This is a genomic window from Anabaena catenula FACHB-362 (genome assembly GCF_014698735.1).
In the GTDB taxonomy this organism is placed as follows: domain Bacteria; phylum Cyanobacteriota; class Cyanobacteriia; order Cyanobacteriales; family Nostocaceae; genus Anabaena; species Anabaena variabilis_A.
The window spans coordinates 23,909-43,527 of record NZ_JACJTQ010000002.1 but is presented as its reverse complement, the minus strand read 5'-3'; the positions used below and the strand labels follow the sequence as shown (position 1 = coordinate 43,527).

The following is a 19,619-nucleotide window of genomic DNA, read 5'->3' as shown; positions in this document are numbered from 1 at the left end:
TACCTCTAACAAGAATCGTCAACATAATTCGTAATTGATAATAATGCCGGAGGCATTATTACGAATTCGTAATTATTTGGTCAGCACTCAGTTGATAACTTGTTAAGTATAGACATTTGCTCACACCAATTTTCGGTTAATTAAACCACAGTGTAGAGACGTTGTAGATAACGTCTCTACAGTTCTGTTGAATTTAACCTAACTTCATATCAGACATGGAGAAATATTTTCATGCTTCTTGTTGTCAGCAGTGTATGATGGCTACTTGGGGGTAATATCATGTCCGGTTGTTCGCGTAGCGTCTCGTCAGAGATATACTTATCATTTAGACTGACGCGGAGACAGAGAGACGCACAGACGCGGAGAATTTTTTTTGATAAGTGATTAGGCGGAAATGGGATAAAAACTTAATATTTCTTAGTAAGAATATAATTAATTTAACAATTACTGTTTAGATGCGGCACATTTGAACTGATTCAGGGGGTTTAAGTCCCCTACTCCAACTGTCTTGAATTTTTAATTTTTAATTTTGAATCATCCTGTATACTGATTTTCATCAGTCTATGTGTATAGAAAATTTACCAATTAGCTGGCGAGATGTAAAAAATGTCAACAGTGAAACTTGAAGTTCAATTATCTTTACAACACTTGGTCAAGGCTGTTGAGCAGTTGAAACAGCCAGATTTAGAGAAATTTGTATCTCAAATTATTATTTTACACGCTCACAAAAAAGCTGATAACCTGCTAAAAAATGAAGGAGAATTGTTGCTACAAACTCATCAGGATATTCCTTCTACCTTTCTAAATTATCACAATAAATTAATAGCTAAAAGAGAAGAAGAAAGACTTACAGATGAGGAATATAGAGAATTATTACACCTCAGTGAACAGATAGATAAATTACAAGCACACCGATTAGAATATTTGGCAAATTTGGCGCTTTTACATGGTATTACTTTGACTGAATTAGTGCAAAATTTAGGGTTTGGGACGTAAATTACATCCATTCGCCAAATAAATAATATATTAAATATATTATGTAGGGTTATTGTTGAGAGTGACAGCATGAAAACTAAGAACCTGCAAGGATTCCAAATAGCATTACAGGTAAAAGGCTCAGTCATCGGATCAATTTATAAAGATGTTCTCTGGTGTGGAGCTTTTGGTGTATTAGTCTCGATACTTTATTATTTTAAATTCCCAGTTTCCCAACCTATTTTAGGAAGTATTATCCCCAGTATAGTATTAGGCTTATTACTAGTATTTCGTACAAACACAGCTTATGAACGTTTTTGGGAAGGTAGAAAAATTTGGGGTTCTCTAGTAAATACTACCCGAAATTTAGCCAGACAAATTTGGGTATCTGTTGATGAAATAGAACCCGAAGATAAAGATCATAAAATTGATGCTTTAAATTTACTTGTTGCTTTTTCTGTAGCGACAAAACTGCATTTACGAGGAGAAACCATAGATAGTGAATTAGAAGAATTAATACCAGATTATAAGTTTATTAAATTAAAAACTATGAATAATCCTCCCATAGAGGTGGCTTTCTGGATTGGAGATTATTTACAACAACAATATAACCGTAATTGCATCAATAGCTACCAGTTAGCAGCTATGCAAGAATTATTAAATAATTTAGTGGATAACTTAGGGGCTTGTGAACGTATCTTAAAAACACCAATTCCTCTGGCTTATTCCATTCATCTTAAGCAATTATTATTGCTGTATTGCTTACTACTACCCTTTCAAATAGTACAAAGTCTGACTGGGTGGACGGGGTTAATTTCTGCTTTAGTTAGCTTTACTCTATTAGGTATTGAAGCTATTGGTTTAGAAATTGAAAATCCCTTTGGATACGATGCCAATGACTTGCCACTAGATATGATTTGCCGCACAATGAAACTCAATATTGACGATTTAATCAGCCTTCGTCCCAGCGTGCAGAATAAATAAATTTAACTTATTCAGTAGGATTATACTGTGTGATTAAATTGCATCAATTTTTGTTGGTGCAAGATGTGAGATTACGAATTACGAATTACGAATGCTGTACCTTGCATTCCCATTGCAGTGCTGCCTCTACTTGCGCGTATTCTGCCATAGCTTGGGATACTAATAACACCGCATCATTTATATTGCCATCACGTCCCAATTTTTCTAATTGCTTACAAAGTAAAGATAAGTTTTTTGCCCCAACAATCGCACTGCTAGACTTAAGAGAATGAGCTTCTAATTGGAGTGTTTTTGCATTCCCTTGAATAATCGCATTACTAAGAGATCGCAAACGTTGAGGTGTATCTTCCAAATAAGTATCAATTATTTGAATAAATTCTTCAACGATATTATTGCAAATAGTATCTTTTAACTCGTTTAAGGCAATGGCATCAAGCACATTATTCAGCATAGCTTTAGATGTTTCATCCATAGTTTGCTAATTCCCATATTAAAAAAAAACTGCATATTTAAAAGCTGTGACTTTTCAAAAAGTAATGTTAATTGAGATTGATATTATTCAACTACTGTAGAGCCGAAACGATAGCCTTTACCGTAAACTGTATGGATAAGTGTCGATTCATTATCTACTTCAACTTTGCGACGCAATAGGCGAATTAATGCAGCGATAACATTGCTACCAGGTTGCTCTTCATCTTGCCACAAATGTTGCATGATTTGTGCATGAGTCAATAATTGTCCAACATTTTCCATTAAAAATTGTAGTAGTTGGCTTTCTTTTTGTGAGAGTTCAATAATTCGTCCTTGACGATAAGCGACTTGATTTTCTATATCAAGTTCTAAATCAGCCACTACTAAGCGTCCTGTTGTCGTGCTGTATGTCTCCACACCAGAACGACGCAACAAAGCACGGACTCTTGCTAATAACTCCCGCAATTCAAAGGGTTTGACTAAATAATCATCTGCACCAGCATCTAAACCTTGCACACGGTCATCTAGAGTATCTTTAGCAGTGAGAAACAGCACCGGAGTGGTTTTAGCTTGGTGTCGTAATTCCTGACAAATTTCTAACCCTGTTTTTCCAGGTAACATCCAATCTAAAATTAGTAAATCATAACTGCCTGCTTGTGCAAGTTGGCTGCCGTTTATTCCATCATAAGCAGCATCTACAATATAACCTTCACGAGCTAAGACGCGACTCAAGGGATCAGTTAATTCAACTTCATCATCGACTAATAAAATTCTCATCCTGCTTGTACTAAGCATATAATAAACCGCAAAGACAAAGACACCAAAAAAAAGAATGCTGACTGTTGCACTACCAAAAGGGGAATTACTTAAAAATAGCATCCGCCTGCTGCAATCTGTGGGATTAGACTTTAGTGCTTTTTTAGATTCTGGAACCCGTCAACTGCAAATTCCTGATGCTAGTGGACAAGCGAAGGCTCTGCTAGTAAGGGCGCAAGATGTGCCTGTCTATGTAGAATATGGTCAGGCACAGCTGGGTATTGTGGGTTATGATGTACTGAGTGAAAAAAAGCCGCAAGTTGCACAATTAGTAGATTTGCAATTTGGTTATTGTCGGATGTCAGTAGCGGTAAAAGCCTCTAGTCCTTACAAATTACCTGTAGATTTACCTGCTCACGGTCGAGTTGCTTCTAAATATGTGAATTGTGCGCGGGAATATTTTCAAAGTCTGGATTTACCTGTGGAAATAGTTCCTTTATATGGTTCAGTTGAACTAGGTCCGATTACGGGGATGTCTGAGGCGATTGTAGATATAGTTTCTACAGGACGGACTTTGAACGAAAATGGTTTGGTGGAGATTGCGACTTTGTATGAAAGTACAGCCAGATTAATTGCTCATCCTCTCAGTTATCGGCTCAATATGGGTAATTTGCACCAATTGGTGGAACAGCTAAGAGAGGGAGTTTAAAAGTAATCAGTTATACTAATTTACTGTGAAGATTGATAGAATAAATAGGCTCAAAACTCTTTCTATATAAGAATTTTTAACTTAAGTATTCTAGGCAAACGCACAAAAAATTAGTATAACTGTTAACTGTAGAGCCATCTTCAATCCAGGAGAAGATCAGGAGGATATTTTATTTTATTATTTTATTTTGTCAATCAGGTTTTTGTTGATTTTTCAAATCAGCAATAGCAAAGAATTAGCGATCGCTTGAAATTTTGTCTACTACCTGGATACGGCCTCTAATAACGCGACGCAAAAGTCTATTCAGCGCTTCCTCTTCTTCTTCTTCTAGGCACTCATCTAGAATAGCTGCCATTAATCCATAGCGATCTGCTTTGGTCAGAACTCCAGTGTCAGCAGAAGCAGCAATGATTTCCGAAACAGCACCTGGAAGAAGCTTAATGTTAGACATGGCGGATGGCTTTCAACTCTACAACTTTAATATCCCCCGAAATCTCTACCATCGGAGTGATTGTAAAATCTATTAATTGTGAGAATCATCAGTTGTAATGGTGATAGCACGAGGGATGATTTAGTGATACGAATCACACACTTAAGTGAAAATACACCCTTTGTTAATCATGTTGCAGATTATTGCACAGATGCAGAAATCATTATTAGTCGGAGACCATATCATTACAGCCGTCACACAAACCCTGCACTGTCACTTCATAGGTGTCACCACGCAGCCCAGGACGTAGACTTTTCATCTCTATACACTGAAAAGCTTCCCAGGCAATATCTTCAATTGCCCCACATTGATGACAGCAGAAATGATGATGGGGTTGAACATTAGCGTCATAGCGAGAAACCCCCTCTTCCAGCAGTACTTCCCGCACCAAACCCACTTCTCTTAGTGCTTGCAGAGAACTATAAATCGTCGCTTGAGATGAGACTGGAGAATCTTTATTCAAATGGGTGAGGATTTGCTCAACTGTTGGGTGATCGGTGCGAGATAGTAAATTTGCATATACCGCAAACCGCTGAGGAGTTACCCTCAAACCCTTGGACTTCAAGGTTTGAATAATTGCGTTTGCTTGTTGCTGCATACTTGTAGCTGCGTTGGATTACTTCTACATTAGAGTCTACCACATTATTGAATCAATATCAAATTTGTATTTTTAGCTGAATTAAGTATTTATAACTATTGAATTTTTACTAAATAAGAATTATTCTGAGATGTGTCAGCGAAAAGCAAATTCACACATCAACCAGATATTAAGAGGTCAACATGGCTGTTATTGAAAAAGTTCCCAACGTTGTATTCAAAACCCGTGTCCGTGACGAGTCCATTGGTGGACCAAATCCTTTCCGTTGGCAAGAACGCACCACCCAAGAACTTTTTGCTGGAAAGCGCGTAGTTGTATTTTCATTACCTGGGGCTTTTACTCCCACCTGTTCCACCTCACACCTGCCCCGTTATGAAGAACTCTACAAAGACTTCAAAGCTTTAGGAGTTGATCAAGTCATTTGTATATCTGTTAATGATGCCTTTGTGATGTACCAATGGGGCAAACAACAAGGCGCTGAAAATGTATTTTTGCTTCCCGATGGTAATGGTGAATTTACCCGTAAAATGGGGATGTTAGTAGATAAGTCTAATCTAGGCTTTGGATTACGGTCTTGGCGTTATTCAATGGTGGTGAATGACGGTAAAATTGAAAAGATTTTCATTGAACCAGGTTTCGATGATAACTGTCCCACCGATCCCTTTGAAGTTTCCGATGCAGATACCATGTTGGCTTATCTAAAAGGGGCGGCTTAATTCGTAATTGCTAATTCGTAATTAATAGGTTATAGCTATAGTAATCCTATTTGATTCGTGAAAATTTTTTAGGTAGGCATTACCGATAAAAAATAGATTTTTCCCAATCATTTAGGATTGCTATTAAGACCTGCAAAAATTCCCAAACATTTAATTACGAATTATTAATTCTTAATTCAAGATTTTTAATCTAAAATCCCAAACCTAAAAGTAATATGACCTACGATTTTGACTTATTTGTGATTGGTGCTGGTTCAGGTGGAATTGCAACAGCCAGACGTGCCGCCGAATATGGCGCTAAAGTAGGAATTGCCGAGTTTGACAGACTAGGTGGTACTTGTGTTAATCGTGGTTGTGTCCCCAAAAAACTCATGGTTTATGCTTCTCATTTTTCTGAGTTGTTTACAGATGCTCAAGGATACGGCTGGAGTGCTGTTGAGAGTTCTGTAAATTGGGAAAAGATGATTACAGCAGTCAATAATGAAGTAATTCGCCTCAATGGGATTTATCAAGGAATGCTGGATAAGTCCAAAATTGAAGTTTTGCAGGGACATGGTAAGTTGGTTGATGCTCATACAGTGATGGTGGGAGAACGCCAAATCACCGCCGACAAAATTCTCATTGCTGTGGGTGGGTATCCTGTGAAGCCAGACATTGAGGGCATCGAATACGCTATTACCTCCGATGATATTTTTAACCTTAAAGAACAGCCTAAGCGGATTGTAATTTTGGGTGGGGGTTATATTGGTGCAGAATTTGCTTGTATCCTGAATGGACTGGGAACCGAAGTCACCCAGATAATTCGTGGTGAAAAGATTTTGCGTGGTTTTGATGAAGATTTGCAGACTGAAATTCAGCAAGCAATGAGTAACCACGGCATTAAAATTATTAATAAAGTCCAAAATATAGCAATTGAGAAAAGTGCAGAAGGCGTTAAAGTAACAGTTAGCAGGGCTGAGGGTTCAGAGGAGACAATAATTGCTGATGCTGTCAGTTTAGCTGCAACCGGTCGCAAACCAAACACCCAAAATTTGGGTTTGGAAAATACCAAAGTCAAACTGCACGATGATGGATCAATTATTGTTGATAAATACAGTTGCACAGATGCAGAAAATATCTATGCAGTAGGAGATTGTAGCAACAAAATCAACCTGACTCCAGTGGCGATTAATGAAGGACGAGCTTTAGCTGATACTGTATTTGGTGGCAAGTCTCGCACTATGAGTTATGAAAATATACCTACAGCCATCTTTACAACACCAGAAGCGGCAACCGTGGGTTTAACTGAAGCAGAAGCTAGAGAACAATATGGGGAAGCGGTGAAAATTTATCGCAGTCGTTTCCGCCCGATGTACTACACCTTAGCAGGTAAAGACGAAAAAACGATGATGAAGTTGGTTGTAGATGGAAATACCGATAAGGTACTGGGGGCGCATATGGTGGGAACAAATGCAGCAGAAATTATTCAAGGAATAGCGATCGCTGTGAAGATGGGTGCAACTAAAGCTAACTTCGATGCCACAGTCGGTATCCATCCCAGTTCAGCTGAAGAATTTGTCACCATGAGATAAAATCAAAACTACTGTAAATTGGGCATGGAATTATGTGAAAAAATTAATATAATGCTCTTACTATGAGCATTTATCCATCCCCGCAAAAATCTAACAAACAATACCGACGGCGTGAAAATGACTGGCGGTTGTTTTTGCGTCTAGTACCCTATGCCCGACGCAGTGGGCTACTACTGACGCTTTCAATGTCTCTGCTGATTCCCATTGCCTTAGCTAACGCTATTCAACCATTATTGATTGGACAGGCAATATCTCTGATTCGTCAAGAACCCAGCACCTATGAATTTCTCAAAAATCGCTCCCTCTGGCAAGGTTTAGCAATCCTCCAAGGATTTTTTTTGGGAGCAATGATCATCAGATTGTCACTCACAGGTATTCAAGGTTATCTGGTACAGAAACTAGGACAAAAAATCACTGCTGCAATACGAGAGGATTTATTTCACCATGTAACATCTTTGGCAGTGCGTTTTTTTGATCGCACACCAGTCGGTAAACTAATTACTAGACTTACTAGCGATGTAGAAAGTTTAGGAGATGTATTTGCGACAGGAGCCATTGGTATTGTCTCCGATTTGTTTTCTATGTTGGTGATTATTGGTTTGATGTTTTCTCTCCAGTGGCAACTTGCTGGCTTGCTGCTGTTAATTCTCTTACCAATCACCTGGGTAATTATTTACTTTCAGCAGCAGTATCGTAAAGCAAATTACAAAGCCCGTGAGGAACTGTCAAAACTAAATTCCCAATTGCAAGAAAACATTGTGGGAATTAATGTAGTCCAGTTATTCCGCAGAGAACAATTTAATGCAGAATTGTTTCGTGCCACTAATAATCAATATGTCAAGGAATTGGATTATACCATTTGGTATGATTCTGCTGTTTCAGCAACCTTAGAATGGATTAGTCTGATTGCCATTGCTGGGGTATTGTGGATTGGTGGTTTATTGCTATTGGATAAAAATATCACTTTTGGCATTTTGTCAGCATTTATTTTATATGCCCAACAATTATTCGATCCTTTGCGGAATTTTGCCGAAAAATTCACTGTCATTCAATCTGGTTTTACTGCTGTTGAAAGAGTGAGTGATATTTTAGATGAACGCATAGAAATAAGCGATATTCTCCATCCTCAGTCTTCAATTTTGAATGTTAATCTCGGCTATATAGATGAGATAATTAATAGTCTGGAATCTCAAAACTTTACTCCTAGAGATGAACTTGGAGAAATTCGCTTTGAACACGTCTGGTTTGCATACAAAGATGATGATTATGTAATTAAAGACTTAGACTTTACCATTCATCCTGGTGAAAAAATCGCCTTAGTCGGTCCTACAGGTGCAGGTAAAAGTTCTATTATCCGACTTTTGTGTCGTCTTTATGAACCCACACAAGGACGCATTCTGATTGATGGTGTAGATATCCGTGACATACCACAAGCCGAACTGCGGCGTTATATGGCAGTGATTTTGCAAGAAGCCTTTTTGTTTGCTGGTGATGTTAAAAGTAACATTACTTTAGGGGATAGCTATACATTTGCAGAAATTCAACAAGCTGCCGAAAAAACTAATGTTGCTGAATTTATTGATCAATTACCCCAAGGCTATGATACTCAATTACGAGAACGAGGGACAAATATTTCTAGTGGACAAAAACAACTTTTAGCCTTTGCTCGTGCGGCAATTCGTAACCCACAAATTTTAGTATTAGATGAAGCTACCGCTAGTTTAGATGTAGGAACAGAAGCTTTAGTTCAACAGGCATTAAATCAGCTTTTAACAAAACGGACTGCGATTATTATTGCTCACCGTTTGTCAACCATTCGCAATGTAGACCGAATTTTTGTTTTGAAGCGTGGGGAATTAATCGAACAGGGAAGCCATGAACAATTGATAGAACAAGGAGGACTTTACGCCACATTGCATAACTTGCAGATGCTGGGAACTTAGGAGACGCGGGGATGGGGAAGAAGAGGACGCGGTGACGCGGGGAAAGGGGGAGACGCGGGGAGATGGGGAAGAAGAGGACGCGGTGACGCGGAGATGGGGAGACGCGGTGAGAAAGAGAGATTGTCCTCTGACAGTCAACTCTTTCCCCCTATCCCCGTGTCTTCTTTTCCCATATCTCCGTGTCCCCGTGTCTCCGTGTCCTCTTGTCCCTGTTCCCTCTGATAAATGTGAAATTTATTTTGCATGACTACTTATAAAAAATACCCACTCAGATAAATACCTGAATGGGTAATAAAAAAGGGAGCAATTAAACCCCCAAAGAATTGAATTATTTGCTTTCAGTGAAATCTGCATCAATTACATCATCACCACTACCTGAAGGGGGAGTAGAACCGCCGGAGGGAGGTTCAGCACCAGCACCAGCAGCATCACCAGCACCAGCTTGTTGATAGATGTTGCTACCAACTGCAAACAATGCTTGTTGCAATTCTGGTGTCAGCTTCTTAATTAGCTCATCATCTTCCTTAGCTACTGCATCCCGCAGTTCTTTTACCAAACCTTCGATTTTGGTTTTATCAGCTTCGGGAACTTTATCACCCAATTCTTGCAACTGCTTTTCAGCTTGGTATGCTAAAGAATCGGCTTGGTTCTTACGTTCAATCTTCTCACGGCGTTCTTTGTCGCTAGAAGCGTTTTGTTCAGCTTCGCGCACCATGCGGTCAACATCATTTTTATCTAAGGTAGAAGCGCCAGTAATGCTGATGGATTGTTCTTTACCAGTGCCTTTATCCTTAGCGGTGACGTTGAGGATACCGTTTGCGTCAATGTCAAAGGTAACTTCAATTTGAGGTACACCACGAGGTGCGGGAGGAATACCATCTAAACGGAAGGTTCCCAAACTTTTGTTATCATTTGAGAATTCCCGTTCCCCTTGGAGGACGTGAATTTCTACGTTAGTTTGACCGTCTACAGCAGTCGAGAAGACTTCTGATTTTTTGGTAGGAATTGTGGTGTTGCGAGGAATAATCTTGGTCATCACACCACCCAAGGTTTCTACACCCAAGGATAGAGGTGATACGTCTAACAGCAAGATACCTGTAACGTCACCAGCCAGAACACCTGCTTGAATAGCTGCACCAACTGCTACAACTTCATCAGGGTTAACAGTTTGGTTAGGGTCTCTACCTAATACCCGCTTCACTACCTCTTGGACTGCGGGAATACGGGTGGAACCACCAACCAAGACAACTTCATCAATATTGCTCTTGTTTAACTTGGCATCTCTGAGAGCATTTTCTACAGGAATGCGGCAACGGTCAATTAAGTCAGAGCAAAGTTCTTCAAATGTGGCACGAGTTAGAGTTGTGTCTAAGTGCTTGGGACCGTCCTGGGTGGCGGTGATAAATGGTAGGTTGATTTCTGCTTGGGTAACGCTAGAAAGTTCTATTTTGGCTTTTTCTGCGGCTTCAGTCAGACGTTGTAAGGCTTGTTTGTCTTTGCGGAGGTCAATACCTTCGGCTTTTCTAAATTGTTCAGCTAAGAAGTCAACTATTTTTTTATCGAAGTCGTCACCACCAAGGTGAGTATCTCCAGATGTAGCTAGTACTTCAAATACGCCATCACCTACTTCTAGTACGGATACGTCGAATGTACCACCACCAAGGTCAAATACGAGGATAGTTTCGTTGCTCTTTTTATCAAAGCCATAAGCCAAGGAAGCGGCTGTGGGTTCGTTGATAATCCGCAGAACTTCAATCCCAGCGATTTTACCAGCATCTTTGGTGGCTTGGCGTTGGGAGTCGTTGAAATATGCAGGAACGGTGATTACTGCTTGGGTAACGGTTTCACCCAGATATTTACTAGCGTCTTCTACTAGTTTGCGGAGGACTTGGGCGGAAATTTCTTCGGGAGAAAATTGTTTGCCAGCGCCTGGTGAGTCTAGCTTAACGTTACCGCCACTGCTGAGTACCTTGTAAGATACTTCTGTAGTTTCCTTGGTAACTTCGTCATAACGACGACCGATAAAGCGTTTGACCGAATAGAAGGTATTTTCGGGGTTCATCACCGCTTGACGTTTGGCGATTTGACCAACCAAGCGATCGCCATTTTTGGCAAATGCTACTACTGATGGTGTTGTCCGAAAGCCTTCTGCATTGGCGATTACAGTGGGTTTACCACCTTCCATCACTGCTACGCAGGAGTTCGTCGTACCTAAGTCTATTCCAACTACTTTTGCCATTTTATTTTTTTGACTCCGTATAACTACAAATGAATGGGATTATAAAGGACTAAATTGTGAACTAACTGATTCAAAAAAGCAGTCCATTCAGCATGGTTTAGCTTTTCTGGGCTTGAAACCGCAAGTTATGCTGATATATATACTGAACTTGTGTAGCCAGTCCATGAAGGGTGGTTTCCCGAACCTTGAATAGGACGGTTAATTTTAAAGTTTGTTTTTAGTTGGTTCATGGATCAATTTGCTGTCACTCTGACTAATGTAGGAGAATTAATACGTTCAGGAATTGGGGTGAACCGTAATCTCAAAGTCGTATTTGCCGTCAAATCGAGGTTATTGGCAAGCTAATGGCACAGTGTATCTGCCTGCAAACCTAGTAAACTAGCGTTTTAGAGAACCCAAATCACCGGGGTAAACAGCAACGCGGTAATATAGCTACAAAGCTAATCTCAGCAATCAATCCAGAGTGAAAACTGACAGCATATTTTATCGTCTTTTTCAAGAGTTTCCAGGTGTCTTTTTTGAATTAATTGGCAACCCACCCCAAACCGCAGAGATTTATCAATTCTCCTCTATCGAAATTAAGCAAACTGCATTTCGTATAGATGGTGTGTTTTTGCCTACACAAGATGAACAACACCCGATTTATTTTGTTGAAGTCCAGTTTCAACCTGACACAGAAATTTATTCCCGCCTAGTTTCGGAAATCTTTTTATACTTGAGGCAAAATCAACCTAAAAATACTTGGCGGGGAATAGTCATTTATCCTACTCGCAGTTTAGATACGGCAGATATTAACAATTACAGCGAATTTTTCACTAGTCAGCGTATCAGCCGTATTTATCTGGATGAATTAGGTGAAACTGCATCACTGCCCATTGGTATTGCTACTATAAAATTAATCATCGAAGAAGAAGACAAGGCAATTATCACTGCTAGGGAGTTAATCAATAGAACTCAGCAAGAAATCAACAGTGAATTACAACAGCGACAGTTATTAGAATTAGTAGAGACTATTTTGGTTTATAAGTTTCCCACAATGAGTCGAAAGGAGATTGAAAGTATGTTTAGTTTAAGTGATTTGAAACAAACAAAGGTTTATCAGGAAGGAAGAGAGGAAGGGAGAGAAGAAGGTAGCTTGGAAGCAAAATTAGAAGCTGTACCTAGATTACTAGCCTTAGGTTTGACAGTGGAACAAATCTCACTGGCGCTGGATTTAACAATTGAACAGGTAAAACAAGCTGCACAACTTCAAAGGTAGATTAACAAATCTTCCTACTATCTCTGATTACCATAAATTTCGTATTTTAATTTATTGCTATGCTTTCACTGTCTCCCACTCTCCAAGCTAGACTATCCCAACCTCTGAAAATTGGCTCATTTGAGGTTAAAAGCCGTGTGTTGCAATCGCCGTTATCGGGGGTGACAGATTTGGTATTTCGTCGCTTAGTGCGTCGTTATGCCCCAGAATCGATGATGTATACCGAAATGGTGAATGCAACAGGATTGCACTACGTCAAGGAGTTACCCATAATTATGGAGGTAGATCCCAACGAACGCCCCATTAGCATTCAGTTGTTTGATTGTCGTCCAGATTTTTTGGCTGAAGCAGCAATAAAAGCAGTTGCTGAAGGTGCGGATACTGTTGATATTAATATGGGTTGTCCAGTTAATAAAATCACTAAAAATGGTGGTGGTTCTTCCTTATTGCGACAACCAGAAATAGCAGAAGCAATTGTGCGAGAAGTTGTGAAAGCTGTTGATGTCCCCGTCACAGTCAAAACCCGAATTGGTTGGAATGATCAAGAAATTACCATTCTGGATTTTGCGAAAAGAATGGAAGATGCTGGCGCACAAATGATTACGGTGCATGGACGTACCCGCGCTCAAGGTTACAATGGTAACGCTCGTTGGGAATGGATTGCACGGGTGAAGGAAGTGCTTTCAATTCCAGTAATTGGTAATGGAGATATTTTCTCTGTAGAAGCAGCAGTGAAATGTCTAGAACAAACTGGCGCGGATGGGGTAATGTGTTCTCGTGGAACTTTAGGCTATCCGTTTTTGGTAGGTGAAGTTGATCATTTCCTGAAAACTGGGGAATTATTACCGGCACCAAATGCAATTCAACGGTTGGAATGTGCTAGAGAACATTTATATGCTTTATGGGAATATAAGGGCGACAGAGGTGTACGTCAAGCCCGTAAACATATGACTTGGTATGCTAAAGGTTTTATGGGTGCAGCAGAGTTGCGCGGACAGTTAAGTTTAGTAGAAACTGTGCAGCAAGGTTTGGATTTAATTGATAGAGCAATGGAAAAACTGGCAGCTGGTTATGAACCAGAGGAAGATGCACAAGCCGACTTAGTTATAGTGTGAAGGGTTTTCAAATTTGGCGATTTATTCAAGTCGTCAAATTCCATCTTGTTAGGTTATTTATTCAATACTTAATTACGGAACAAATACTGTCCAAAAATACTCTATTGTTATGTTTAGTGATAACAAGTGGAGAGAAATGGGCAATAAGATGTTATCAGTAACTCAGAAGTTAGTTGTTAGCAGTCTATTAGCAGTCTCTTGGATGACTCCTGTACTGGCAACCCAAGACCAACCGCTAACCCGTGCAGAACTTTATAAATTGATTAAAACAGTTGAACTTTTACTACAGAATAAAACTCCACGGAAAGCCGAACTAAACGATGTGATGGTTCCCCGTGATGCTGTGAAAACTGGGGTTAGTTCTGAGGCACAATTATTCTTTAATGATAAATCTTTAATTCGTGTAGATCAACGGAGTATTTTTCGATTTGAGCCAGGTGTACGTCGTTTTCAATTGCCAAATCGAATTGCTTTGAATGAAATGATTTTCAAGCTGGAAAATGGTACAGCTTTAATTTTGAGTCCACCGGGTAGTGTGGGAACAGAAGTGGAAACGCCAGAAAGTAAAGTTAGTATTTTGGCAATAAATCCTATAAATTCTCCAAATAACACACCATCTTTATCTCCAACATCTCTATTTTCACCAGCTATTAAACCTAGTGCAGTGATGGTAATTCATGATGCTCAAAATAATCACACACAAGTTTTTGCACTCACAGATGGAGATATTACAATATCTGACCAACAAGATAAAAAAACTGTTGCTCTCAAAGGTGGTCAAACTGTAGCTGTGAGAAATGGGTTGGTAGGAAAAGTACAGGAATTTGATTTACAGGGATTTTATAAATCAACTAACTTGAGTAGTGGTTTGGCTCCAGGACAAGAAAATTTAGTTGCCCAAGAAGCACCTAAAGTTCAAGAAACCATCAATGCCGTGAGAAATCAAACTTTAGCAGCTTTGAGAAATCAAACTAAAAGAATTCAAGGATTTACTAGCAGTTTTCTCAGTGATGCTTTGGGTGGAACAGAAGGAGATTTAAATCCTCGGTTTCGAGGTTCGGTGAGGATTAGTAACCCACAAGTAACTAGAGGAACTTTCTATCGTACAGAAGGGAATAATGCGATTTTTATTCCTGAGAATAATCGTAATGATGTTAAGGAAATTACTGTAGATTTTGATAAAGGAACTGTTGATATTGACGGGAACAGGGGAGTAAGTAATAAGGCTGGCTTAAGTGGTAACAATGCTAGTGGTTCTGTGATAAATTCTAATGGACAAATAACTCAAATTGATGTTTTTGGGGTGAATGGGGAAGAACCTCAAAACGGAATTCCCTATAGTGGGAGTTTGACAACTGGGGTAGCACGCGATCGCTAATTTTCTCTTTTTATATATAGATGTGAGGAGTAATGATGGGTGCAAAAAATTTATTGCTTCTATCTGGAGTGGTATTAATTTCTTTAAATTTACCAGCTTTTGCAGATAATGTTGAACAGCCGAATAATTCACAAAACTCACAATTAATTTTTCTAGAAGAAGCTGAAAATATCGATATATCTCAAACACCAGCAGCATCTGAGAGTAGTAATCGTTTAACATCAGTTTCACAATTATCTGATGTGCAAGCCAGTGATTGGGCATTTACAGCACTGAAATCTTTAGTTGAACGTTACGGTGTAATTGCTGGTTATCCTGATGGCACATTTAAAGGTAATATTTCTCTAAATCGTTATGAATTTGCCGCAGGTTTACAAGCTGTCATGCAGAAGATTGATGAATTATCTGCTGAGGGTTTATCAAATGGTGTGAGTAAAGAAGATTTAGAAAAAATCCAGAAGTTACAAGCAGAATTTGCTGGAGAATTATCTGTTTTAAGAGGGAGAATTGATAGTTTAGAAGCACGAAATGCTAATATAGAAGCACAACAGTTTTCTACTACTGCTAAATTAGCTGGACAAGTTATATTTGGACTAGCCACAGGTGCTGGTGGTGCGCCTCCAGGTAATGGCGAAGCTAACACAATTCTCACACAATTAACTCAATTACAATTAGTTTCTTCTTTTAATGGTAAAGACGTTTTGCGGATTGGGTTAACTTCAGGAAATAGTACTGGTGATAGCTTTGGTAATCCTCAAGCTTTTAACACGAATATGGCCAGGTTGGCTTGGCAAGCAGATTATGATAATCAGGTAAAATTAGATTCTTTAGAATATAGGATAGCAGGATTAGGCGATAAAGTAGTTTTCACTTTTAAACCTGTGGGTTTTAGTTTGAGTAGTGTTCTCAGCGTTAATTCTCCCTACGCTAATGCAGGACAAGGAGCAATTTCTTCCTTCGCTGGTTCAACTTCTTTGTTGAGAATTGGTAGTCTTGATGCTGGGGTAGGTTTTGATTGGTTGATGTCTGATAAAATGCGGTTGCAAGTTGCTTATGGAACCAGAAATAGTAACAACACTAACGAAGGTGTATTTGGTGCAGATCATAGTGCTTTAGGAGTGCAACTTTTATATAAACCAACAGCGTCTTTAATTACTGGTTTAGCTTATGTGAATGCTTATGCTAGTGATGGTCAATTAGATACTGGCACAGGTAGCGGTAATGCAGATACCTCTGGGGGATTAAATGAACCTGCTCAAATTCATGCTCTGAATGCGAGTATGAAATGGCAAGTAAGTGATAGTGTGGTTTTGAGTTTATGGGGGGGTGCAGTAGTTACTGATTCCGTCAAATCAGATGCAGTTGCTCTTAGCAGTACTTACCAAGCTTCTGTAGGTTTATATGATCCTTTTGGGAGAAAAGGCGATTTATTGGGCTTGATATATGGTCAACCGTTGAAGTTGAATAATGGTTATTTAATTGCTAATGTTGATAGTGGTAATTCTACGCATTATGAGGTTTTTTATCGCTATTTAGTTAATGATAATATAGCAATTACTCCTGGTTTTTTTATTGTTACCGACCCTGGGCATATTTCTAGAAATGATGATATTTTTATTGGTGTGTTGAGGACAACTTTTAATTTTTAGAATTACTTTGTTGAAAGATTACTCTTCTACTGTCTGAAGAATAAAGATTGAATGAACCACGAAGGCGCAAAGGACGCAAAGGAAGAAAGAAAGAAGAAGCAGTAAGGTTTTCTATGTTTTCAATAAAAAAACCGGGATGGTTCCCGGCTTAATTTTTCTCAAGTCACTCTTAAGATTGAATACGGATTGTCAAAACAACGGAACTGGTGATGGTTTGGGAGGGTCGCCAAGTTAGGAGCGATCGCTTGATTGCATTAATCATTCCTTGATCCTGAATAGAAGACGCTTGCTCATCTAGCACCAACTGTCTGATTCTGCCCTGATTTAACTCAAACTCAAACACTAAATCACCTGTTACGTTTGTAAATAATTGAATTGATTGCAAGTGTTGAAAAAGTAGGGAAATCATCTGTTGATTTAATCCTTTTACCTTAATTTTCAGACGAGGAGCAGAATCATCCACTTCCGGTGCCAACCAATCTGTTTTGGGTCTGCCTTCCAACTCAACATGAGTAGGAGTATTATCTTCCCAATAATAGTCTTCTGATTCTTCATCTATGGAGCCAGCTGCTGCTGGAGCAGACATCATTGATGGATTTATCAAACCCAAGTCATAGGATTGGTTATTACCAGATAACATGGCTTCAAGATTAGCAAACTCTTCATCAATAGACTTTTCTAAAGAATCCATCTCTAAAGGTTCATTCCTAGCTCCTTGAACAGGGGGTAAAGGTGGAGCAGATTCCCTTGCAGGTACAGGTAGAGAAGGCATTTGTGGACGCATTTTTACATCTTCTGTACTCATAGCCCTCTTCCTCAACTCAGGTGCATCAGATTGAACTACTTGTTGAGCGACTTTTTTGGCAGCAGCATTACCAAAAATACCCTGTTGGCTGACACCTTCCGGCATTTCTACAGGTACTTGTAGAGATAGAGATTCTTGGAAGGGATTGACTCTAACCTCATCGCTGACAGCGACAAAGGCAGTATATTGAGATAGCAGTTGATAAGCCAGCGCAGTCTGTGTCACTGCTTCCACACCTACCTTGGTATCACCACTCACCATCTGATTCATTAAATCTTTAATGCGGGAACGCCCCCAAAGTTGGGCAATAGCAGGATTACCCGTGACTTGAAAAGCAATATTAAAAATGTGTTGATAGCGTTTGCCATCCCCAGCCATACCTGTAATGTGTAGCTTGCCAGCACGACAATCTGATTTACGTCCAAATAAGACTAACGGCTGTTCTGCAAATAAATCTGGTGGTGTGGACGGATACATGATAGGAAATTCACCATCACCTTCCCAGTGCAATTGGATGTTAGCAAACACGGGATGATTAATTTGGCGGAAGAATTTTTCTACTATTTCATTCACCGGCTCATTATGGCGGATAATACGAGCTATACCCCTACCTATTTCCGCAACTCGATTCAGCAAGAACCGATTTACAGAACTACCAGCACCAAAGCTATGAAGTCTAGTTCCTGGTTGGAGACGGCTTTGCACTTCGGCAATAATCTGGTTCTCATTACCGATATAGCCATCGGTGAGTAGGACAATATTTCGTAAACGTCCTGGATCTGTGACTGGGAAATTTAACACAGTCTGAATACCCCGTAACATCTGCGTTCCCCCACCTGCATTTAAGCGATTGATGTAATTAATTGCCCGTGAGCGATTTTCGGGAGTATTGGGGAGGGGAACCGGTGAGAGTTGCTGTGTGGTATCGGAAAAATCAATAATGCTAAAGGTGTCATGGGGATTGAGTCCAGTGATAAAACGGCGCATTAATTCCTGACATTGCATCAACGGTGCGCCACTTTGAGAGCCGGATCTGTCAATGAGAAACACCATGTCTTTGGGGACAAACTGATCTGGACGGTACTGGAGAGCAGGAATTAGGTAAACCGCAAAGTGTCCACCTCGTTCATCGGCTTGGGTGAGTATGCTGGTTTGTGTGTTTTCCCCTCCTACTTGGTAGCGAAGAATGAAGTCTTTATTGGGTATGGTGTCTCCACCTCCTAGTTTTACTTGCGCCAGCTGCCCGACACGGGTAATTTGGATATGGTGAGAAGGTGAGCTAAGACCCCGTATTTCTACCCCGGCGTTAATTTCCACGGTGACATTAATATCATGACGAGAACGTGTACCTGCTGGTAAGATAGGAGCATTCAAGCGAGAAGCATCTGGGACTAAATCAGTATCTTGATTGAGAGACATGGGTGTAGGTGCAGAACCACTCCCGGCGGTATTGTCTTCAATACTTATCCCTGGAATGTAACGGGGGCCAACAACCATCGGAAAGACAAATTCATAATTTCCAGCCTCAAATTTGAGACTTTCGGTGTAGCGGATAATCACATCAATTTGTTCACCGGGTTGAATGTTTGCGAGGGATTGGGTAAAAATATTGTCTCGTTCTTGTTCCAGGAGTCCAGCGGTGCGTCCTTGTTGTTTTGCTCGTTCGTAAATTTGCTGTGCTTCTTGGCGTTTTTTGATACTACCTTTGATAATTTTATCGCCAATCCGAATCAGCATATCATCAACAGCAGCTTCATCGGGTAAGGGGAAGATGTAAGTAGCTTCTAAGGTAGTAGTAAAGGGATTTTCAAAGCTTTGGGTAACTTCCACCCGTGAGATATTACCAGCGACTTGAGCTTTGACTTCAGTGTGTTTGAGGGGAAAAGCTATAGGTTGTTGGTTGGGGGTGTAAATGTATAAACCACTGGATTGATGTTCTAGGGTGCCAATCATATTTTTTAC

16 protein-coding genes are annotated in these 19,619 nt (G+C 39.8%); 10 read left to right on the top strand and 6 right to left on the bottom strand.

The window, feature by feature from the left end; genetic code table 11:
- The first annotated feature begins 606 nt into the window (after positions 1–606).
- Both H6G68_RS02140 and H6G68_RS02135 read left to right on the top strand, forming a co-directional pair.
- A complete protein-coding gene (locus tag H6G68_RS02140) occupies positions 607–996 on the top strand; it encodes an STAS/SEC14 domain-containing protein (protein ID WP_190905138.1) in 390 nt (129 codons plus the stop codon).
- Between the two features lie 69 nt (positions 997–1,065).
- Positions 1,066–1,959, top strand: coding sequence for a bestrophin family protein (locus tag H6G68_RS02135; RefSeq protein ID WP_190905137.1), 894 nt, complete (start codon positions 1,066–1,068; stop codon positions 1,957–1,959).
- An 85-nt stretch (positions 1,960–2,044) separates the two neighbouring features.
- On the opposite strand, the gene H6G68_RS02130 is transcribed toward H6G68_RS02135, so the two are convergent.
- Together H6G68_RS02130 and rppA are read right to left on the bottom strand one after the other, a co-directional pair.
- The gene (locus H6G68_RS02130; protein WP_190905136.1) at positions 2,045–2,431 is read right to left on the bottom strand and encodes an Hpt domain-containing protein; all 387 of its coding nucleotides are present in this window, start codon (positions 2,429–2,431) and stop codon (positions 2,045–2,047) included.
- An 83-nt stretch (positions 2,432–2,514) separates the two neighbouring features.
- Entirely contained in the window at positions 2,515–3,207 is a 693-nt protein-coding gene (gene rppA, locus H6G68_RS02125; RefSeq protein WP_190905328.1) for a two-component system response regulator RppA, read from the bottom strand.
- 55 nt (positions 3,208–3,262) lie between these two features.
- On the opposite strand from rppA, the gene hisG reads away from it, so the two are divergent.
- Positions 3,263–3,895: an ATP phosphoribosyltransferase gene (hisG, locus tag H6G68_RS02120; RefSeq protein ID WP_127056753.1), complete on the top strand. Its 633-nt coding sequence runs from the start codon at positions 3,263–3,265 to the stop codon at positions 3,893–3,895.
- Between the two features lie 235 nt (positions 3,896–4,130).
- Here hisG and H6G68_RS02115 read toward each other — a convergent pair whose 3' ends face one another.
- Together H6G68_RS02115 and H6G68_RS02110 are read right to left on the bottom strand one after the other, a co-directional pair.
- On the bottom strand, positions 4,131–4,346 hold the full coding sequence (locus H6G68_RS02115) for a hypothetical protein (RefSeq protein WP_190905135.1): 216 nt from the start codon (positions 4,344–4,346) through the stop codon (positions 4,131–4,133).
- A 205-nt stretch (positions 4,347–4,551) separates the two neighbouring features.
- Entirely contained in the window at positions 4,552–4,983 is a 432-nt protein-coding gene (locus tag H6G68_RS02110) for a Fur family transcriptional regulator (RefSeq protein WP_190905134.1), read from the bottom strand.
- A 182-nt stretch (positions 4,984–5,165) separates the two neighbouring features.
- On the opposite strand from H6G68_RS02110, the gene H6G68_RS02105 reads away from it, so the two are divergent.
- From H6G68_RS02105 to H6G68_RS02095, 3 genes are all read left to right on the top strand, one after another.
- On the top strand, positions 5,166–5,699 hold the full coding sequence (locus H6G68_RS02105; RefSeq protein WP_190905133.1) for a peroxiredoxin: 534 nt from the start codon (positions 5,166–5,168) through the stop codon (positions 5,697–5,699).
- Between the two features lie 215 nt (positions 5,700–5,914).
- Positions 5,915–7,270: a glutathione-disulfide reductase gene (gene gor / locus H6G68_RS02100; protein ID WP_190905132.1), complete on the top strand. Its 1,356-nt coding sequence runs from the start codon at positions 5,915–5,917 to the stop codon at positions 7,268–7,270.
- 62 nt (positions 7,271–7,332) lie between these two features.
- Positions 7,333–9,213, top strand: a complete 1,881-nt coding sequence (locus tag H6G68_RS02095; protein ID WP_190905131.1) for an ABC transporter ATP-binding protein — start codon at positions 7,333–7,335, stop codon at positions 9,211–9,213.
- Between the two features lie 328 nt (positions 9,214–9,541).
- Here H6G68_RS02095 and dnaK read toward each other — a convergent pair whose 3' ends face one another.
- Complete coding sequence (dnaK, locus tag H6G68_RS02090) at positions 9,542–11,452, bottom strand: molecular chaperone DnaK (protein WP_190905130.1); 1,911 nt, start codon at positions 11,450–11,452, stop codon at positions 9,542–9,544.
- A 463-nt stretch (positions 11,453–11,915) separates the two neighbouring features.
- Between dnaK and H6G68_RS02085 the strand changes: the two genes are divergently transcribed.
- The 4 genes from H6G68_RS02085 to H6G68_RS02070 all read left to right on the top strand — a co-directional run bounded on the left by H6G68_RS02085 (position 11,916) and on the right by H6G68_RS02070 (position 16,852).
- Positions 11,916–12,710 (top strand): Rpn family recombination-promoting nuclease/putative transposase, encoded by a 795-nt coding sequence (locus tag H6G68_RS02085; protein WP_190905129.1) that lies wholly within the window; start codon positions 11,916–11,918, stop codon positions 12,708–12,710.
- A gap of 59 nt (positions 12,711–12,769) precedes the next feature.
- On the top strand, positions 12,770–13,825 hold the full coding sequence (gene dusB, locus H6G68_RS02080) for a tRNA dihydrouridine synthase DusB (RefSeq protein ID WP_190905128.1): 1,056 nt from the start codon (positions 12,770–12,772) through the stop codon (positions 13,823–13,825).
- Positions 13,826–13,934: 109 nt separating this feature from the next.
- Complete coding sequence (locus tag H6G68_RS02075; RefSeq protein ID WP_242045109.1) at positions 13,935–15,203, top strand: FecR family protein; 1,269 nt, start codon at positions 13,935–13,937, stop codon at positions 15,201–15,203.
- A gap of 32 nt (positions 15,204–15,235) precedes the next feature.
- Positions 15,236–16,852: an iron uptake porin gene (locus tag H6G68_RS02070; protein ID WP_339327830.1), complete on the top strand. Its 1,617-nt coding sequence runs from the start codon at positions 15,236–15,238 to the stop codon at positions 16,850–16,852.
- 169 nt (positions 16,853–17,021) lie between these two features.
- Here the strand turns inward: H6G68_RS02070 and H6G68_RS02065 are convergent, their stop codons facing one another.
- Complete coding sequence (locus H6G68_RS02065) at positions 17,022–19,610, bottom strand: VIT domain-containing protein (RefSeq protein WP_190905127.1); 2,589 nt, start codon at positions 19,608–19,610, stop codon at positions 17,022–17,024.
- Between the last annotated feature and the right edge of the window lie 9 nt (positions 19,611–19,619).